Origin of the sequence: Actinomadura macrotermitis, assembly GCF_009604375.1 — a bacterium.
Classification (GTDB): domain Bacteria; phylum Actinomycetota; class Actinomycetes; order Streptosporangiales; family Streptosporangiaceae; genus Spirillospora; species Spirillospora macrotermitis.
Map to the genome: position 1 here is coordinate 208,528 of NZ_WEGH01000005.1, position 15,241 is coordinate 223,768.

At 72.2% G+C, this 15,241-nt stretch carries 12 protein-coding genes; 9 read left to right on the plus strand and 3 right to left on the minus strand.

The annotated features are described in order from the left end of the window. Positions 1–6: 6 nt before the first annotated feature. The 8 genes from ACRB68_RS33665 to mshC all read left to right on the plus strand — a co-directional run bounded on the left by ACRB68_RS33665 (position 7) and on the right by mshC (position 8,952). Complete coding sequence (locus ACRB68_RS33665; RefSeq protein WP_153539811.1) at positions 7–783, plus strand: SCO1664 family protein; 777 nt, start codon at positions 7–9, stop codon at positions 781–783. Between the two features lie 33 nt (positions 784–816). Then, positions 817–1,596: an NRDE family protein gene (locus ACRB68_RS33670; RefSeq protein ID WP_153539813.1), complete on the plus strand. Its 780-nt coding sequence runs from the start codon at positions 817–819 to the stop codon at positions 1,594–1,596. A gap of 151 nt (positions 1,597–1,747) precedes the next feature. Next, complete coding sequence (locus ACRB68_RS33675) at positions 1,748–3,514, plus strand: ABC transporter substrate-binding protein (RefSeq protein ID WP_194293557.1); 1,767 nt, start codon at positions 1,748–1,750, stop codon at positions 3,512–3,514. A gap of 31 nt (positions 3,515–3,545) precedes the next feature. Beyond that, the gene (locus ACRB68_RS33680) at positions 3,546–4,610 is read left to right on the plus strand and encodes an ABC transporter ATP-binding protein (protein ID WP_153539817.1); all 1,065 of its coding nucleotides are present in this window, start codon (positions 3,546–3,548) and stop codon (positions 4,608–4,610) included. A 38-nt stretch (positions 4,611–4,648) separates the two neighbouring features. Continuing rightward, positions 4,649–5,752, plus strand: a complete 1,104-nt coding sequence (locus ACRB68_RS33685) for an ABC transporter ATP-binding protein (RefSeq protein ID WP_194293579.1) — start codon at positions 4,649–4,651, stop codon at positions 5,750–5,752. Further along, the gene (locus tag ACRB68_RS33690) at positions 5,749–6,714 is read left to right on the plus strand and encodes an ABC transporter permease (RefSeq protein WP_153539819.1); all 966 of its coding nucleotides are present in this window, start codon (positions 5,749–5,751) and stop codon (positions 6,712–6,714) included. The genes ACRB68_RS33685 and ACRB68_RS33690 overlap by 4 nt, the downstream gene beginning before the upstream one ends. Positions 6,715–6,721: 7 nt before the next feature. After that, on the plus strand, positions 6,722–7,666 hold the full coding sequence (locus tag ACRB68_RS33695; protein ID WP_153539821.1) for an ABC transporter permease: 945 nt from the start codon (positions 6,722–6,724) through the stop codon (positions 7,664–7,666). A 50-nt stretch (positions 7,667–7,716) separates the two neighbouring features. Then, positions 7,717–8,952 (plus strand): cysteine--1-D-myo-inosityl 2-amino-2-deoxy-alpha-D-glucopyranoside ligase, encoded by a 1,236-nt coding sequence (gene mshC / locus ACRB68_RS33700; protein ID WP_407924333.1) that lies wholly within the window; start codon positions 7,717–7,719, stop codon positions 8,950–8,952. 6 nt (positions 8,953–8,958) lie between these two features. Here the strand turns inward: mshC and ACRB68_RS33705 are convergent, their stop codons facing one another. The 3 genes from ACRB68_RS33705 to ACRB68_RS33715 all read right to left on the minus strand — a co-directional run bounded on the left by ACRB68_RS33705 (position 8,959) and on the right by ACRB68_RS33715 (position 11,580). Beyond that, positions 8,959–9,777: an oxygenase MpaB family protein gene (locus ACRB68_RS33705; protein WP_328595116.1), complete on the minus strand. Its 819-nt coding sequence runs from the start codon at positions 9,775–9,777 to the stop codon at positions 8,959–8,961. Positions 9,778–10,105: 328 nt separating this feature from the next. Next, the gene (locus tag ACRB68_RS33710; RefSeq protein WP_328595117.1) at positions 10,106–10,945 is read right to left on the minus strand and encodes a PAC2 family protein; all 840 of its coding nucleotides are present in this window, start codon (positions 10,943–10,945) and stop codon (positions 10,106–10,108) included. Between the two features lie 176 nt (positions 10,946–11,121). After that, positions 11,122–11,580, minus strand: a complete 459-nt coding sequence (locus tag ACRB68_RS33715) for a universal stress protein (protein WP_153539827.1) — start codon at positions 11,578–11,580, stop codon at positions 11,122–11,124. Between the two features lie 180 nt (positions 11,581–11,760). Here ACRB68_RS33715 and metH point away from each other — a divergent pair, with 180 nt between their 5' ends. After that, positions 11,761–15,240, plus strand: coding sequence for a methionine synthase (metH, locus tag ACRB68_RS33720; RefSeq protein WP_153539829.1), 3,480 nt, complete (start codon positions 11,761–11,763; stop codon positions 15,238–15,240). The last annotated feature ends 1 nt before the right edge of the window (position 15,241 follow it).

Sequence of the window (15,241 nt, forward strand, 5' to 3'; positions counted from 1 at the left end):
GGGCCCATGACGCAGTCCTCCCGGGATCGCACCCCCGCAGACGAGGCGCTGGAACCCGTGGTCTCCCCGCGCGACGCCGAGACCGCCGAGCGGCTGCTGCTGAACGGGCGGCTCACCGTGGAGGGGCGCCTCGTGCAGGCCTCCAACGCCACCCTGTACTGCGCCGTCGAGCACGAGGGCCGGTACGCGGCGTGCGTGTACAAGCCCGTCGCGGGGGAGCGGCCCCTCTGGGACTTCCCCGACGGCACCCTGGCCGAGCGCGAGGTCGCCGCCTACGCGGTGTCGCGGGTGATGGGCTGGGACATCGTCCCGCCGACGGTGCACCGCGACGGCCCCTACGGGCCCGGCATGGTGCAGCTGTGGGTGGAGCCCGACCCCGACATCGACCTGGTCGCGCTGTCGCGCTCGGAGGACGAGGCGATCCGCCGGATGGCGGTGTTCGACGCCGTCATCAACAACGCCGACCGCAAGATCGGCCACCTGCTGCCGCCCGGCGACGGCCACGTCTACGGCTGCGACCACGGGGTGTCGTTCTCCACCGACTACAAGCTGCGCACGGTGCTGTGGCAGTGGCGCGGCCAGCGCCTCACCGGCGACGCGCTGCGCGCGCTCGGCCGGGTGGAGGAGGCGCTGCGCGACGGGCCGCTCGCGCAGCGCCTGGCCGACCTGCTCACCGCCGAGGAGGTGGAGGCGACCCGCCGCCGCGTCGCGATGATGCTGAAGCACCGCATCCACCCCTACCCGCCCGAGGACTGGCCCGCCATCCCCTGGCCCCCGCTGTAGGGCGCCGCGGGGCGCGGTGGTCGAATATGGGCCATGTGCACGGCGATCATCAGCGTTGTCCCCGCGTCCCCCGTCCCCGTGCTGCTGGCCGGCGTCCGCGACGAGTTCGTCGGCCGCCCCTGGGAGCCGCCCGGCGCGCACTGGCCGGACCGGCCCGCCCTGCTCGGCGGGCGTGACCTGCAGGCCGGCGGCACCTGGTTCGCCGTCGACCCCGGCGCGCCGCGCGCGGCGTGCGTGCTGAACGGCCGCGGCCGGCCCGCCCCCGAGGCGGCGCGGCTCTCGCGCGGCGGCCTGCCGCTGCTGATGGCCGCCGAGGGCGGGCTCGGCGACCTGGACCCGGCCCGCTACGACCCCTTCCACCTGGTCTGCGCCGAGCCCGCGCTGGTGCGGCTGTGGAGCTGGGACGGCACGGACCTGGCCGAGCACGAACTCGGCCCCGGCCTGCACATGATCGTCAACAGCGGGCTGGAGGGCGAGGGCGCGCTGGAGGGCGGCAGCGAGGACGCCTACATGAGGGCGCGCCTCACCCACTTCCGGCCCCGGCTCGCCGCGGCGCCGCGCCCCGAGCCGTGTCCCGGCCAGGACGTCCGGCAGGCGTGGGAGCCGTGGCTGCCGCTGCTGGAGGGCGACGGCCTGGAGCGTTCCGACGTGCGGGCGCTGCTGCCGCTGCTGGACCTCGGCGGCGGCCGCGTCTGGGGGACCGGCTCGATCAGCCTGGCCGCGCTGCGGCACCCGGGCCCGGACGGCCCGGGCCTGCGCTACGACTTCAGCGGCGCGCCGGGCGATCCGGCGGGCTGGACCGCCGTCCGCTGACGCGCCCCTGACCCCCTTCGGGGACCCGCATGCGCCATCCCGTCACTCTCGGTGCTAATTTGACTACCTGATGCGATCTCCGTGGGCCGCCAGGGGGCAGCCCATCACGAGATGACGCGTCAAGGTCATCACGCGGACGGGGGAGTTGCAGATGGCGGGACGACGGACGGTGGCGATCGCCGCGGGGCTCGGGGCGGCCGTGCTCGGGCTCGGCGCCTGCGGCGGCGACAGCGGCGGCGGCGGTGGCGGCGGCAAGGACGGCACCCTGAAGCTGGTCGGCTCGGCCGACGTGGACCACCTCGACACCGCGTCCGGCTACAGCACCTTCAGCAGCCTGCTGACCCGCCAGTACGCGCGGACGCTGTTCAACTTCAAGGCCTCCAACACCTTCGAGGAGGCGATCAAGGTCCAGCCCGACCTGGCGGCCGAGATCCCCGCCACCGGCAACGGCGGGATCAGCGCGGACGGCAAGACCTACACGATCAAGCTGCGCCAGGGCGCGCAGTGGAACACCCAGCCGCCGCGGCCCGTCGTCGCCGGCGACCTCGTCCGGGGGCTGAAGCGCCTGTGCAACCCCGCCAGCCCGTCCGGCGGCAAGGGCTACTACATCCAGACGATCGTGGGGATGGACGCCTACTGCAAGGGCTTCGGCAAGGTCGACGCCAAGAGCGCCAAGGCCATCGCCGACTACCAGAACGGCCACCAGATCCCCGGGCTGCAGGCCAAGGACGACGCCACGCTGGTCATCAAGCTGACCGCGCCCGCCAGCGACTTCACCAACATCCTCGGCATGCAGTTCGCCGCCGCGGCGCCCAAGGAGTACGACAACTACGTCCCCGACAGCCCCGACTACCGCAAGCACACCGTCTCCGACGGGCCGTACCAGATCACCTCCTACACCCCGAACAAGCAGTACACGCTGGACCGCAACCCGGCCTGGAAGGCCGAGTCCGACCCGCTGCGGGCGCAGAAGCCGGCCCGGATCACCATCACCATGGGGCAGGACTCGCCCGACGTCGTCCAGCAGCAGATGGAGCAGGGCGCGGCGGACCTGGCCTGGGACCAGCCGGTGCCGACCGCCCGGATCCCCAGCCTGAAGTCCAACGCCAACTTCAAGATCATGGAGGGGTCGACCAGCAACCCCTACCTGGTCTTCAACACCCTCAGCCCGAGCAACGGCGGGGCGCTCGGCAAGAAGCAGGTGCGGCAGGCGATCGAGTACGCGATCGACAAGTCCGCCCTCATCCAGATCTACGGCGGCCCGGACGTCAGCGAGGTGCTGAACCAGGTCATCCCGCCGCGCAGCGTCGGCTACCAGCCGTTCAACCTGTACCCGACGCCGAACAACAGCGGCGATCCGGCCAAGTGCAAGCAGATGCTCGCCGCCGCGGGCCACCCGAACGGGCTGCGGCTGAAGTTCCCCTACCGGGTGTCCAGCAACCACCCCAAGATCGCCCAGTCGGTGCAGGCCAACCTCAAGGCGTGCGGCATCACCGCCGACCTCACGCCCGACACCAACGGCACCTTCTACGGCACCACGCTGGTGACCCCGTCGGACGCCAAGAGCGGCAAGTGGGACATCGCCGCGCCGGGCTGGGTGCCGGACTGGTACGGCAACAACGGCCGCACCAACATCGTGCCGCTGTTCGACGGCCGGCAGTACGGGGCCAACTCCACCGACTACGGCGGCTACAACAACCCGCAGGTCAACGCCGAGATCGACAAGGCGCTGGCGGCCAAGGACGCGGGCGCCGCGGCGGCGTCCTGGGCGGCGGCCGACAAGCTGATCATGCAGGACGCCGCGGTGGTGCCGTTCATGAACCAGAAGTACCCGATCTTCCACTCGTCCCGGGTGAAGAACGCGCTGTACCTGCCGTCGCAGCAGGCCTACGACCTCAACCAGATCGAGCTGTCCTGACCGCCCGCAGCACGGACGCGAAGGGGCGTCGATGAGTCTTCTCGAGGTGACCGATCTGCGGGTCTCCTTCCGTACCGCCGACGGTGTGGTGCGGGCCGTGCGCGGGGTGTCGTTCTCGGTGGACGCGGGCCGTACGCTCGGCATCGTCGGCGAGTCGGGCTCGGGCAAGAGCGTCAGTACGCAGACGCTGATGGGCCTCACCCCCGGTGCGCAGGTGTCGGGTGAGGCGTGGTTCGACGGGCAGGACCTGCTGGCGATGCCCGAGCGGCAGATGCGCAGGGTGCGGGGCGCGCAGATCGGCATGATCTTCCAGGACCCGCTGTCGAGCCTGCACCCGCTGTACAAGGTCGGCTGGCAGATCGAAGAGATGATCAAGGCGCACGAGCCGGACATGAGCAAGGAGCAGGCGCGCAAGCGGGCGGTGGAGATGCTGGGCCTGGTCGGCATCCCGCAGCCGGACCGGCGGGTGGACGACTACCCGCACCAGTTCTCCGGCGGCATGCGGCAGCGCGCGATGATCGCGATGGCGCTCGCGCTGAACCCCAAACTGATCATCGCGGACGAGCCCACCACGGCGCTGGACGCCACCGTGCAGATGCAGATCCTGGACCTGATGCGGCGGCTGCAGGGCGAGTTCGACACCGCGCTGATCATGATCACGCACGACCTGGGCGTGATCGCCGACATGGCCGACGACGTGCTGGTCATGTACGGCGGCCAGGCCGTCGAGCACGCCGGCCGCCGCGACCTGTACTACCGGCCGCACCACCCCTACACGGTCGGCCTGCTGGAGTCGGTTCCGTCGGCGGCGGCAGGCCGGGGGGCGCGCCTGAAGGCCATCGCGGGCCAGCCGCCGAGCCTGATCAACCTGCCGTCCGGATGTGTGTTCCATCCGCGCTGCGAGTACGTCATGGAGCGCTGCCGCGTCGACGAGCCGCCGCTGGACGAGGTGGGCGGCGAGCCGCTGTCGCCGGGCGCCGCGCACCGCTCGGCGTGCTGGCTGCCGCACCGGATCACCGGCCTGGACGAGCAGGCCGCCCAGGCGCGCCGCCGCGCCTCCGACGAGGGCCGCTCCGTGGGCGGGGACGAGCGGTGAGCGAGCTGCCAGAGGGCCTGCACGCGCTGCCGGAAGGCCTGCACGCGGCGACCGCGCGGCCGGCGGAGGCCGCTCAGGACGACGTGCTGGTGTCGGCCGAGGGCGTGGTGAAGTACTTCCCGATCAAGCAGGGGATCGTCTTCAAGAAGGAGGTGGCGCGGGTCCACGCCGTGGACGGCGTCGACCTGCGGGTGCGGCGCGGCGAGACCCTCGGCATCGTGGGGGAGTCGGGGTCGGGCAAGTCGACCCTGGCGCGCTGCATCACCGGCCTGCACCCGGTCACCTCGGGCCGGATCCTGTTCGAGGGCACCGACATCACCAAGCTGTCCAAGTCGGGCCTGAAGGCGTTCCGCCGCGATGTGCAGATGATCTTCCAGGATCCCTACGGGTCGCTGAATCCGCGGCGCCGGGTGGGGTCGATCATCGGGGATCCGTTCGCGATCCACAACATCGCCGACGGCGCCGACCGCAAGAAACGCGTCCAGGAGCTCATGGAGCTGGTCGGGCTGAATCCCGAGCATTACAACCGGTTCCCGGCCGAGTTCTCCGGCGGGCAGCGCCAGCGCATCGGCGTCGCCCGCGCCCTGGCCCTGAAGCCGAAGCTGATCGTGTGCGACGAACCGGTCTCGGCCCTGGACGTCTCCATCCAGGCCCAGGTCATCAACCTCCTCAAAGACCTGCAAGACGAACTCGGCCTCACCTACATCTTCATCGCCCACGACCTGTCGGTCGTCCGCTATGTCAGCGACCGCGTCGGTGTCATGTACCTCGGCAGGATCGGCGAGTCCGCCGCCGCCGAGGAACTCTACGAGCGGCCGCGGCACCCGTACTCGGCGGCGCTGTTGTCGGCGGCGTCGATCGCCGACCCCGACGAGGCCGAACGCGCCGAACGCATCGTCCTCATCGGCGACGTGCCCTCGCCGATCGACCCGCCGTCCGGCTGCCGCTTCCACCCGCGCTGCCCGAAGGCACAGGAACGCTGCGTCGCCGAGGAGCCCGCGCTGGTGGTCCGCGACGGCGACGCCGCCGACCACCTGACCGCCTGCCACTTCCCGGTCGAGCCCGGCGAGGTCCTCGCCCACGAGCACGCCGGGATCTCCCAGGTCTCCACCGAGCCCGAGCTCCCGGAGGTCGAGCAATGAGCAGCTTCACCGAGCTGGACTCCGAGATCGTCCCGGTCGACGCCGAACCGCGGCGAGTGCAGGGCCGCACGCCCTGGCAGCTGGCCTGGACCCGGTTCCGGCGGGACAGGCTGGCGGTGGCGTCGCTGGTGGTGCTGGCGCTGATGGTCGTCTTCGCGGCGCTGGCGCCGCTCTGGGCGCACTGGACCGGGCACCCCTACGACGCGACGTTCCCCAAGACCGCGCTGGACCCGAGCGGGCAGCCGGTCGGCCCCGGCCGGCACTTCTGGCTCGGCGCCGACCAGCTCGGCCGCGACGTGCTGGTGCGCGCCGCCTACGGGGCGCGGATCTCCCTGGTGGTCGGCGTCGCGGCGGCGGTGCTGGCCTCGGTCATCGGGGTGGCGGTCGGCGTGCTCGCCGGGTTCGTCGGCGGGGTGCTGGACACCGTGCTGGCCCGGATGATGGACATCACGCTGGCGCTGCCCTACCTGCTCGTGGCGATCATGCTGGCGACCACCTTCCAGCTCACCTCGGTCGCCGCGAGCGTGTCGCTGACCATCGTGGTCATCGCGTTCTTCTCCTTCGCCGCCTTCGGCCGCATCATCCGCGGCCAGGTGCTGTCGCTGCGCGAGAAGGAGTTCATCGAGGCGGCCCGCTCCCTGGGCGCCGGCAACCTGCGGATCATGGCGGTGGACGTGCTGCCGAACCTGATGGCGCAGGTCACCGTGCTGACCTCGCTGCTGATCCCGACCTCGATCGTGTTCGAGGCCACCCTGTCGTTCCTCGGCGTCGGAGTCCGGCTGCCGATGCCGAGCTGGGGCTCCATGCTCGGCGAGGGCAGCGACGTGTTCCAGACCGCGTGGTGGCTGCTCGCCGTGCCCGCGTTCCTGCTGCTGCTGACCACCCTGTCGTTCAACCTGCTCGGCGACGGGATCCGGGACGCCCTCGATCCGCGCGGCGACCGGCACTCCGGGAAGAAGTGATCACGCCATGCTGCGCTTCGTCATCCGCCGGCTGCTGTACTCGGTCCTGGTGCTGTGGCTGGTGGCCACCCTGGTCTTCGTCTTCCTGCACATCTCGCCGGTGCCGGTGGAACGGGTGATCGGCGGCCCGCGGGCCACCACCGACACCCTCGCCCAGATCCGCGCCAACCTCGGCCTGGACCAGCCGGTGATCGTCCAGTACGGGCGGTTCCTCGGCCGGCTGCTGCGCGGCGACCTCGGCGACTCCTACATCAACGGCACCTCGGTCGCCGCGCTGGTGCGCGACCGGTTGCCGACCACGCTGTGGCTGGTGGCCGGCGCCGGCGTCATCTGGTTCGTCGGCGGCGTCGTCACCGGCGTGTACAGCGCCACCCGCGCCCGCGGCGCCGGCGACCGGCTCGTCACGCTGTTCGTGCTGATCGGCCTGTCCACCCCGCCGTTCGTGATGGCGCTGGTGCTGCTCTACCTGTTCTCCACCAAGCTCGGCGAGGCGGGCGTGCCGTTCTTCGAGGCGGGGCCGCCGCTACAGGAGCACTTCCTGCAGCGGATGATCCTGCCCTGGATCGCGCTGGCGTTCCTGATGGTGGCCGCCTACACCCGGCTCACCCGCGGGGCGATGCTGGACGTGCTCGGCGAGGACTACATCCGCACCGCCCGCGCCAAGGGCATCTCGCCCAAGCGTGTCGTCTACCGGCACGGGCTGCGCTCGGCGCTCACCCCGGTCGTCACCCAGTTCGGCATCGACCTCGGCGCGCTGATCGGCTCGACGATCGTCACCGAGAAGGTGTTCGGCCTGCAGGGCGTCGGGCAGCTGGTCTACCAGTCCATCAACCTCGGCGACACCCCGGTGATCATCGGGGTGACGCTGATGGTGACGCTGTTCGTGGTGCTGGCCAACCTGCTGGTGGACGTCGGCTACTCGTTCCTGGACCCGCGGGTGCGGCTGTCGTGACCCCGCCCGATGATCTCGGCGTTATCGCACATGCCGGACATGGATAAGCTCTGCTCATGCGATCGTGGCCCGTTCCGAACGTCCCTGGCCTGACCACCGCGGGGCTGCCCGCGGCGGACCGGCCGCTCAGCCTGCACGACACCGCGACGGGCGGGACGCGGCCCACGGCGCCGGGCGAGACCGCCCGGATGTACGTCTGCGGGATCACCCCCTACGACGCCACCCACCTCGGCCACGCCAACACCTACCTGGCGTTCGACCTGGTGAACCGGGTGTGGCGCGACCTCGGCCACACCGTGCACTACGTGCAGAACGCCACCGACGTCGATGACCCGCTGCTGGAGCGCGCCGCGCAGACCGGCGTGGACTGGCGCGAGCTGGCCGACCGGGAGATCGAGCTGTTCCGCGAGGACATGACGGCGCTGCGGGTCCTGCCGCCCGACCAGTACGTCGGCGCCGTCGAGGCGATCCCGCTGATCATCGAGATGATCGAGAAGCTGCGCGCCAAGGACGCGACCTACCGGGTGGACGGCGACGTCTACTTCCCCGTCGCCGCCGACCCCGGCTTCGGCGCGGTGAGCGGCCTGGACCGGGCGGCGATGCTGCCGCTGTTCGCCGAGCGCGGCGGCGACCCGGACCGGCCCGGCAAGCGCGACCCGCTGGACGCCCTGCTCTGGATGGCGCAGCGCCCCGGCGAGCCCGGCTGGGACTCGCCGTTCGGCACCGGCCGCCCCGGCTGGCACGTGGAGTGCTCGGCGATCTCGGTGCGCGAGCTCGGCATGTCCTTCGACGTGGAGGGCGGCGGCTCGGACCTGGCGTTCCCGCACCACGAGATGGGCGCCTCGCACGCCCAGGTCGCCACCGGCGAGCGCCCGCACGCCAAGGCCTACGTGCACGCGGGCATGGTCGGCCTGGACGGCGAGAAGATGTCCAAATCGCGCGGCAACCTGGTGTTCGTGTCCCGGCTGCGCCGCGGCGGCGCCGACCCGATGGCGATCCGGCTGGCGCTGCTGGCCCACCACTACCGCGCCGACTGGGAGTGGACCGCCGCCGACCTGGACGCCGCGTCCGCCCGGCTGGAGCGCTGGCGCGCCGCCGCCGCGCGCCCGGCGGCCCCGGCGGCCGCGCCCCTGCTGGCCACGGTGCGCGAGCACCTGGCGGACGACCTGGACGCCCCGGCCGCGCTCGCCGCGATCGACGCCTGGGCCGCCGCCGAGGGCACCGACGAGGCCGCCCCCGCCCAGGTCGCCGCGATCACCGACGCCCTGCTCGGCGTGGCGCTGTAACCCCGCTCACCCGGATCGGGCGGCGGCGTGCCTGCGCGCCCGCCGCTCGATCCGCCGGCGCGTCCGCCACAGCATCAGCGGGACGCCCGCGCGGCGCAGCCGCCCGGGCACCAGCCGGTATCCGAACGCGCCGAGCCGGAGCAGCAGCCACAGCACCCGCTCGCGGCGCGGCCCCCACGGCAGCCCGTACTGGTCGCGGACGCGCGGCGGCAGCAGCCCGGCGGTGACGAACCGGTTGAACCAGAGCGCGGGCCCGAGCAGCCGCAGCCTGCGCGACCACAGCACCGCCCGGGCGACGTCCCGGCCGGTGCCGGTGACCTCCAGCGAGCCGGTCATGTCGTCCATGTAGCGGCGGAACGAGGCCAGGTCGGCCGGCTGGGCGCCCGGCGGGCAGCCGAGCACGTCGGCGACGAACCGGGCCTGGTCGACGTAGCGCGCGGCCAGGTCGCCGCTCGGCGACCGCAGGATCTCCTCGTAGACGAACAGGGCGGCGTCGATCAGCGTGGCGTTCACCCAGACCTGCAGGTCGGGGTCGTTGCCGCTGTAGCCGGGCCCGGTGATCCGCTCGTGCATCCGGCGGATCGCGCGCCCGGTCCGCCACGCCTCCTCCTCGGTGCCGAACGCCACGATGGTGAGGAAGTCCAGGGTGCCGAAGAGCCGGTCCAGGGGCCGGTTCCGCAGGTCGCTGTGGTCGGCCACGCCCTGCGCGATCCTGGGGTGGGCGACCTGCAGGAGCAGCGCCCGCCCGGCCGCCAGCATGACGGCGGGCTCGGCGGCCACCAGCCGCAGGACGGTCCGGTCCCGCTCGGGAACGACAGCGCTCACGGGCATCCCTCCGCCGCCACCCTACCTATTGGCGCCCCGCCAACGAGAGCACCGGCCGCCCGCCCCGGCCGTGACGGATTGCGATCGACCGCACACGGGCAGGTATATCACCACGAAGTGATCACGAGGATGGGACCACGATGATCCTGGAACTGCTGGTGGTGATGGTGCCCGGCGTGCTGCTGGCGCTGTGGGTCCTGGCCTGGATCCGCACTTCCGAAGGCCCCGACCGCCAAGACCGCGGACCCCGGTGACGAACGGCCCCGGCCACCTTGATCCCGTCAAGACTCCGGGTCCGCGGTCAGGGGACGCGGGGCCGCCCCCGCGATCACCCGTCCCGGCGGCGCAGATAGCGCTCGAACTCCCGGGCGATGGCGTCGCCGCTCGCCTCCGGCAGTTCGGTCGCGTCCTTCTGCTCCTCCAGCGTGCGCACGTACTCGGCGACCTCGGAGTCCTCCTCGGCCAGCTCGTTCACGCCGTGCTCCCAGGCGCGGGCCTCCTCGGGCAGCTCGCCGAGCGGGACGGTGAGGTCCAGGATGTCCTCGATGCGGCGGACCAGCGCGAGGGTGGCCTTGGGGGAGGGCGGCTGGGCGACGTAGTGCGGGACGGCGGCCCACAGCGACACCGTGGACAGCCCGGCCTTGGCGCAGGAGTCCTGCAGCACGCCGAGGATGCCGGTGGGGCCCTCGTAGCGGGTCGGCTCCAGGTTCAAGGTGGTGACCAGGCCGGTCTCGGAGGCGGCGCCGGTGACCGGGACGGGCCGGGTGTGCGGCGCGTCGGCGAGCAGCGCGCCGAGCAGCACCACCTCGCGCACACCGAGCTCCAGCGCCATGCCGACCAGCTCGCGGCAGAACGAGCGCCAGCGCATGTTGGGCTCGATGCCGTGCACCAGCACCAGGTCGCGGCCGGAGGGCAGCCGGGCGAGGGAGACCCGGGTGGTCGGCCACACGATGCCGCGGCTCTCCCCGTCGACCAGCTCGACGACCGGGCGGGTCACCTGGAAGTCGTAGTAGTCGTCGGGGTCCAGTTCGGCGACGGGCTCGGCGTCCCAGGTCGCGGCCAGATGCCTGATCACCCCGCTGGCGGCCTCGCCGGCGTCGTTCCACCCCTCAAAGGCGGCCACCAGCACCGGATCGACCAGCTCCGGCACGCTCTCGAGCTCGACCACGCGCTGCCTCCTTCCAGACGCCGGATACAGCGTCACCGCGGGGGGCGGGCATTCCCGGGCGGGGCCCGCTCATGATCGGTGCCGTTCAGCCTACGTCCTGGGAAAGGCCTACCCCGCCGCCGCGCCGCGCAGTCCTGCCCGGGCCGCCGCCGCGCGGGCGGGGGCGGCCCGGCCGGTCACTTGCCGTCGGTGGTGTGCACGATCAGCACGTCGCCGGGCGAGCGGTGCGACAGGTTGGCCGGGACCGAGCCGAGCAGCCGGCCGGCCAGGCTGTTCAGGCCGCGGTTGCCGACCACGACCAGCTCGGCGCCGCGGTCCTTGGCCAGCTTGGAGATCACGTCGACGGGGTCGCCCTCGACCGCGATCTCCTCGATGTCCTTGGCGCCCGCCGCGACCGCCCGCTCGCGGGCCGCGCGCAGCGCGTCCTCGGCCGGGGTGGAGCCCTGCACCTTGTAGGCCAGGTCGCCGAGCCGGTCGGCGGCGCTCAGCCGCTCGCGGGCGGGCATCTTGTGATAGGCGGAGGCGAGCAGCAGCGTGGCGCCGGTGGCGGCGGCAAGCTGGGCGGCCCTGTCGACCGCGCGGAACGAGGTGTCCGAGCCGTCGGTGCCGACGAGAATGGTGCGGTACGCGCTCATGCCGCTCCTTACCGGGGAGTAGTTGGGGGAACGCTATCGGTCCGGCGACCTATCCGTCACCGTTCTGGACGCACGTCAACCCGGCCGGGACAGTGAAGTGGATCTCGGTCCGCTGATAAGGGGCGTCCGCTATGCGGACGTTCCTGCCCGACTCCGGGACGCCCGATAAGCTGTGGCACCATGAGCACTCCCACATCTCAGTCCTTGCGTCAGGCCCTGAAGGAACGCGTCGTGGTGGCCGACGGGGGCATGGGGACGATGCTCCAGGACGCCGGCCCCACCCTCGACGACTTCGAGGGGCACGAGGGCTGCAACGAGGTCCTGAACGTCACCCGGCCCGACATCGTCCGGTCGGTGCACACCGCCTACTTCGACGCCGGCGTGGACTGCGTCGAGACCAACACCTTCGGCGCCAACCTCGGCAACCTCGGCGAGTACGGCATCACCGACCGGATCTACGAGCTGGCCGAGGCGGGCGCGCGGATCGCCCGCGAGGTCGCCGACTCCTACGCCACCCCCGACCGGCCGCGCTGGGTGATCGGGTCGGTCGGCCCGGGCACCAAGCTGCCGACGCTCGGCCACGTCTCCTTCGCCGAGCTGCGCGACGCCTACCAGCTGAACGCCCAGGGCCTCATCGACGGCGGCGCGCACGCCATCCTGGTGGAGACCTGCCAGGACCTGCTGCAGGCCAAGGCCGCGCTGATCGGCGCCCGCCGCGCCATCGAGGCCGCCGGCGCCGACACGGTGCTGATCGGCCAGGTCACCATCGAGCAGAACGGCGCGATGCTGATGGGCTCGGAGATCGGCGCGGCGCTGACCGCGCTGGAGCCGATGCGCCTGGACATGATCGGCCTGAACTGCGCGACCGGCCCGGCCGAGATGAGCGAGCACCTGCGCTACCTGGCCCGGCACGCCCGCATCGGATTGTCGTGCATGCCGAACGCGGGCCTGCCGCAGCTCACCGCCGACGGCGCGCACTACCCGCTGACGCCGGGCGAGCTGGCCGACGCCCACGACACCTTCACCCGCGAGTTCGGCCTCGGCCTGGTCGGCGGCTGCTGCGGCACCACCCCCGAGCACCTGCGGCAGGTCGTGGAGCGGGTCCGCGGCCGCGAGGTCGCCGCCCGCCGGCCCCGCCCCGAGGCGGGCGCGGCGTCGCTGTACCAGCACGTCCCGTTCCGCCAGGACACCTCCTACCTGGCCATCGGCGAGCGCACCAACGCCAACGGCTCCAAGGCGTTCCGCGAGGCGATGCTGGAGGGCCGCTGGGACGACTGCGTCAAGATCGCCCGGGACCAGGCCCGCGACGGCGCGCACCTGCTGGACCTGTGCGTGGACTACGTCGGCCGCGACGGCGTCGCCGACATGAAGGAGCTCGGCTACCGCTTCGCCACCGCCTCCACGCTGCCGATCGTGCTGGACTCCACCGAGACCGACGTGATCGTGGCCGGCCTGGAGATGATCGGCGGCCGCGCCGTGATCAACTCGGTGAACTTCGAGGACGGCGACGGCCCCGACTCGCGGCTGGCGCGCCTCATGCCGGCGGTGGTCGAGCACGGCGCCGCCGTCATCGGCCTCACCATCGACGAGCAGGGCCAGGCCCGCACCGCCGCCAAGAAGGTGGAGATCGCCGTCCGGCTCATCGAGGAGCTGACCGGAAAGTGGGGGATGCGGGTCGAGGACATCATCATCGACACCCTCACCTTCACCATCGGCACCGGCCAGGAGGAGTCGCGCCGCGACGCCCTGGAGACCATCGAGGCGATCCGCGAGCTGAAGCGCCGCCACCCGCAGGTGCAGACGACCCTCGGCCTGTCCAACGTCTCGTTCGGCCTGAACCCGGCCGCGCGGATGGTGCTGAACTCGGTGTTCCTGAACGAGTGCGTGGACGCCGGCCTGGACTCGGCGATCGTGCACGCCTCCAAGATCCTGCCGATGGCGCGCATCCCCGAGGAGCGGCGCAAGGTCGCGCTGGACCTGGTCTACGACCGGCGGAGCGAGGGCTACGACCCGCTGCACCGGTTCATGGAGCTGTTCGAGGGCGTCGACACCGCCGCGATGAAGGCCGACCGGGCCGCCGAGCTGCAGGCGCTGCCGCTGTGGGAGCGGCTGAAGCGCCGCATCGTGGACGGCGAGCTGGACGGCCTGCAGGCCGACCTGGACGCCGGCCTGGCCGAGCGCCCCGCCCTGGAGATCGTCAACGACGTGCTGCTGGACGGCATGAAGACCGTCGGCGAGCTGTTCGGGTCGGGCCAGATGCAGCTGCCGTTCGTGCTGCAGTCGGCCGAGGTGATGAAGACCGCCGTGGCCTACCTCGAACCGCACATGGAGAAGGCCGACGACGACGGCGGCAAGGGCCGCATCGTGCTGGCGACCGTCAAGGGCGACGTGCACGACATCGGCAAGAACCTGGTCGACATCATCTTGTCCAACAACGGCTACGACGTGGTCAACATCGGCATCAAGCAGCCGATGTCGGCGATCCTGGAGGCCGCCCGCGAGGAGCGCGCCGACGTGATCGGCATGTCGGGCCTGCTGGTCAAGTCCACGGTGATCATGAAGGAGAACCTGCAGGAGCTGAACTCGCGCGGGCTGGCCGACCGCTGGCCGGTGCTGCTCGGCGGCGCCGCCCTCACCCGCGCCTACGTCGAGCAGGACCTGGCCGAGCTGTTCCAGGGCGAGGTCCGCTACGCCCGCGACGCCTTCGAGGGCCTGCGGCTGATGGACGCCTTCATGGCCGTCAAGCGCGGCGAGGCGGGCGCGCAGCTGCCGCCGCTGCGCGAGCGCCGGGTCAAGAAGGGCGCCACGCTCCAGGTCACCGAGCCCGAGGACATGCCGGCCCGCTCGGACGTGGCCGTCGACAACCCCGTCCCCGAGCCGCCGTTCTTCGGTGACCGCATCGTCAAGGGCATCGCGCTGAACGACTACGCCTCGTTCCTGGACGAGCGGGCCACCTTCATGGGCCAGTGGGGCCTGAAGCCCGCCCGCGGCGGCGACGGGCCGTCCTACGAGGAGCTGGTGGAGACCGAGGGCCGGCCGCGGCTGCGGATGTGGCTGGACCGCATCCAGACCGAGGGGCTGATCGAGGCGGCCGTCGTCTACGGCTACTTCCCGGCGGTCAGCGAGGGCGACGACCTGGTCATCCTCAACGAGGACGGCTCCGACCGGGAGCGGTTCACCTTCCCGCGCCAGCGCCGCGACCGGCACCTGTGCCTGGCCGACTTCTTCCGCCCCCGCGACAGCGGGCAGACCGACGTGGCGGCGTTCCAGCTCGTCACGGTCGGCTCGAAGATCGCCGAGGCGACCGGGGAGCTGTTCGCCAAGAACGCCTACCGCGACTACCTGGAGCTGCACGGCCTGTCGGTGCAGCTCACCGAGGCGCTGATGGAGTACTGGCACGCCCGCATCCGCGCCGAGATCGGGTTCGCCGCCGAGGACTCCGGCGACGTGGAGGACTTCTTCAAGCTCGGCTACCGCGGCGCCCGGTTCTCCTTCGGCTACGCCGCCTGCCCGGACCTGGAGGACCGCGCGACGCTGGTGCGGCTGCTGAAGCCCGAGCGGATCGGGGTGTCGCTGTCGGAGGAGCTGCAGCTGGTGCCCGAGCAGTCGGCCGACGCGCTGGTGGTGCACCACCCCGAGGCCAAGTACTTCAACACCTGAT

What these genes read in the sequence shown, in the direction of transcription:
- ACRB68_RS33665 (WP_153539811.1), top strand. Translation starts at nt 7, where the DNA reads ATGACGCAGTCCTCCCGGGATCGCACCCCCGCAGACGAGGCGCTGGAA.
- ACRB68_RS33670 (WP_153539813.1), top strand. Translation starts at nt 817, where the DNA reads ATGTGCACGGCGATCATCAGCGTTGTCCCCGCGTCCCCCGTCCCCGTG.
- ACRB68_RS33675 (WP_194293557.1), top strand. Translation starts at nt 1,748, where the DNA reads ATGGCGGGACGACGGACGGTGGCGATCGCCGCGGGGCTCGGGGCGGCC.
- ACRB68_RS33680 (WP_153539817.1), top strand. Translation starts at nt 3,546, where the DNA reads ATGAGTCTTCTCGAGGTGACCGATCTGCGGGTCTCCTTCCGTACCGCC.
- ACRB68_RS33690 (WP_153539819.1), top strand. Translation starts at nt 5,749, where the DNA reads ATGAGCAGCTTCACCGAGCTGGACTCCGAGATCGTCCCGGTCGACGCC.
- ACRB68_RS33695 (WP_153539821.1), top strand. Translation starts at nt 6,722, where the DNA reads ATGCTGCGCTTCGTCATCCGCCGGCTGCTGTACTCGGTCCTGGTGCTG.
- ACRB68_RS33715 (WP_153539827.1), bottom strand. Translation starts at nt 11,580, where the DNA reads ATGAGCGCGTACCGCACCATTCTCGTCGGCACCGACGGCTCGGACACC.
- metH (WP_153539829.1), top strand. Translation starts at nt 11,761, where the DNA reads ATGAGCACTCCCACATCTCAGTCCTTGCGTCAGGCCCTGAAGGAACGC.